The organism is uncultured Campylobacter sp. (assembly GCF_937949835.1).
GTDB lineage: Bacteria > Campylobacterota > Campylobacteria > Campylobacterales > Campylobacteraceae > Campylobacter_B.
Genome location: NZ_CALEDC010000327.1, coordinates 1 through 2,828 on the forward strand (window position 1 = coordinate 1; position 2,828 = coordinate 2,828).

Sequence of the window (2,828 nt, forward strand, 5' to 3'; positions counted from 1 at the left end):
ACTCTTTGTCAGTTAGCGTAAGAGCGGGCGCAACCGTGATAGAATCGCCCGTATGCACGCCCATCGGATCGAAATTTTCGATCGAGCAGACGATGATGCAGTTGTCCTTATGATCGCGGATCACCTCCATTTCGAACTCTTTCCATCCAAGCAGGCTCTCTTCGATCAAAATTTCATTTATCGGGCTCACGTCTAGCCCATTTTGCGCGACCTCTTTAAACTCGTCGATATTGTACGCTACGCCGCTACCCGCGCCGCCCAGGGTGTAGCTAGCGCGGATAATGAGCGGAAAGCCGATCTCATTCGCCGCAGCCATCGCCTCTTCGATATTGTAGGCGTATTTGGATTTAGGCAGATCCATTCCGATCTTAATCATCGCTTCTTTAAATTTTACCCTATCCTCGCCCTTTTTTATCGCTTCAGGCTTGGCGCCTAGAAATTTCACCCCCGCTAGTTCGCCGCTTTCGTAAGCCTGCATCGCGACGTTTAGCGCGACCTGTCCGCCCATCGTAGGCAGGATCGCATCGACGCCCTCGCGCTTTATGATACGCAAAATGCTCTCTTTGGTGATCGGCTCGATATAGGTAGCGTCGGCAAAATCGGGATCGGTCATAATGGTAGCGGGGTTAGAGTTTATTAGCACTACGCGATATCCGAGGCTCTTTAGCGTCTTAGCCGCCTGCGTGCCGCTGTAATCGAACTCGCACGCCTGGCCGATTACGATCGGACCGCTACCGATCAGCAAAATCGTCTTAATATCATCTCTTTTGGGCATCAATTTTCCTTTGTAACGACATACAAAAACGCCGGCATCTCGGAGCTCACGTAGGGCTCTACGACGGCGCTTTTGTATAGCTTCCCGCTTTGAATCTCTTTAACCTTTCCTACCGACACGCCGGCAAAAAAAATCCCGTCCTTGCCGCTGGTAAGTACCTCATCACCTACCTTGGGATCGAGCCATTGCGGGATGTATCTAACTACGAGCTCGTTATTTTCGCCGCCTGCGACGCCAGGAATTTGAGTATCTCCTATGAAAACGGAGAAGTTGCTCTTTTCGTCGCGCTGTAAGATCGCAAGCGGGCGCCCGTCTTTATTTACTAAAATTCCCGCGGTCTTGCCCTCGCTGATGAGGCCGTAAATTTTGTTTGGGTTAAAATTTTCAAAATTTACGAAGAATTTGTTGTAGTCGTTTAGATTCGCGTAGCTCAGCGCCTTTACGAGCTGGACTTTGGGCTCATAAATGGAGCTGTTTTTATCGATCAAGATTTTATTCAGCTCGCCCGCGAACGTGCTAAGCAGCATCGCCGATTTTTTTAGTTCAGCGTTTTCCTCGCGCAAAACTTTGATCGTCTCGGCTTGGTTAAAATGCTCGCTAACGGCGCTTTTTACTCGATCGCTCACGCCGTAATAAACCTCTAAAATTCCTCCTGCAAATCCGATAAATTTGCCGTGGATATATGAGCCGAACGTAAGCGAAACGGCTACCAGCAAAACCGCGACGAGGAGGAGTTTGAGATTAGTCATTTGCCGCTTGTTTTAGCGATTTGATCTCTTCTAGGGCTTTTCCCGTGCCGTTTGCGACGCAAAGCAGCGGCTCGTCCGCGACGAAAACCGGAAGCTTTACGGTGTCGCTTAGATATTTATCTAATCCGCGAATGAGCGCACCGCCGCCCGTTAGCACGACGCCGTTTTCGACGATGTCGGCGGCGACTTCCGGCTGAATGCTCTCTAGCACAAATTTTAACGCATCGGCAATCTCTCTGATCGAGTCTTTGATCGCCTCTCTAACGTCCTCGCTCGTAAGATCGACCGAGCTTAAAAGCCCGCTGATCTGGTCTTTTCCTTTGACCGTGTATGTAAGATCTTTTTGCTGCTGCACCGCCGTACCGATCTTGATCTTAATCTCCTCAGCCGCGCGTTCCGAAATAAGTAGACTATATTTTTCTTTGACGTAATTAACGATGCTCGCGTCGATCTTATCGCCCGCGACGCGTACGGATTTGGCGCTGATGATGCCGCCTAAAGAGATAACGCCGATCTCGGTGGTACCGCCGCCGATATCCACGACCAGCGAGCCGCGCGCTTCATTTACGGGAAGTCCCGCACCGATCGCCGCAGCCATCGGCTCTTCGATTAGATAAACCTCGCGTGCGCCCGCTATCATCGCGCTTTCTCGCACGGCTTTGCGCTCGACCTGAGTTAGTCCATACGGTACCGAGATGATGATGCGCGGGCTTACAAAAAAGCGGCGCTTGTGGGTCTTTTCAATGAAATATCTAATCATCTTCTCCGTCATATCAAAATCCGCGATAACGCCGTCCTTCATCGGGCGCACCGCTTCGATATCGCCCGGAGTGCGCCCGAGCATCTCTTTAGCCTCGGCGCCCACGGCGATGATCCTTTGCTTGCCGTAGCGTTCGTTTTGTACCGCGACGACGCTCGGTTCGTTGATGATGATGCCTTTATCTTTTAGCAGCACGAGCGTGTTTGCCGTGCCTAGATCGATGCCCATATCCCTTGAAAATAATCCTAGAATCGAATCAAGTAACATTTATCCCCTTTATGCAGTTAAATTTTGTTTTACAAGTATCGGCTTGGAGACGCCGTCTACGACCTCTTTTGAGATGATGACGTCATAGCCCTTAAGCTCAGGCAGATCAAACATAATATCGATCATAATCTCCTCGATTATGCTGCGAAGTCCGCGTGCGCCCGTTTTGCGCTTGATCGCAAGGCTCGCGACCTCCCTTAGCGCGTCGTCGTCAAATTTTAAATTTGCGCCGTCTATCGCAAAAAGCTTTTGATATTGCTTTAAGATCGCGTTTTTC

2 protein-coding genes and 2 pseudogenes are annotated in these 2,828 nt (G+C 50.3%); all 4 read right to left on the minus strand.

The window, feature by feature from the left end; genetic code table 11:
* Positions 1 to 775 (minus strand): annotated as a pseudogene (gene carB / locus Q0256_RS07455) (carbamoyl phosphate synthase large subunit); the annotation flags it as partial.
* The gene (gene mreC, locus Q0256_RS07460; protein ID WP_297961786.1) at positions 775 to 1,524 is read right to left on the minus strand and encodes a rod shape-determining protein MreC; all 750 of its coding nucleotides are present in this window, start codon (positions 1,522 to 1,524) and stop codon (positions 775 to 777) included. The pseudogene carB and the gene mreC, both read right to left, overlap by 1 nt.
* Entirely contained in the window at positions 1,517 to 2,551 is a 1,035-nt protein-coding gene (locus tag Q0256_RS07465) for a rod shape-determining protein (protein WP_005869818.1), read from the minus strand. The genes mreC and Q0256_RS07465 overlap by 8 nt, the downstream gene beginning before the upstream one ends.
* Positions 2,552 to 2,560: 9 nt before the next feature.
* A pseudogene (locus Q0256_RS07470) lies at positions 2,561 to 2,828 on the minus strand (ATP-dependent Clp protease ATP-binding subunit ClpX); the annotation flags it as partial.

Excerpts from the sequence above, each read along its gene's own strand:
- mreC (WP_297961786.1), bottom strand. The coding sequence starts at position 1,524 with ATGACTAATCTCAAACTCCTCCTCGTCGCGGTTTTGCTGGTAGCCGTT.
- Q0256_RS07465 (WP_005869818.1), bottom strand. The coding sequence starts at position 2,551 with ATGTTACTTGATTCGATTCTAGGATTATTTTCAAGGGATATGGGCATC.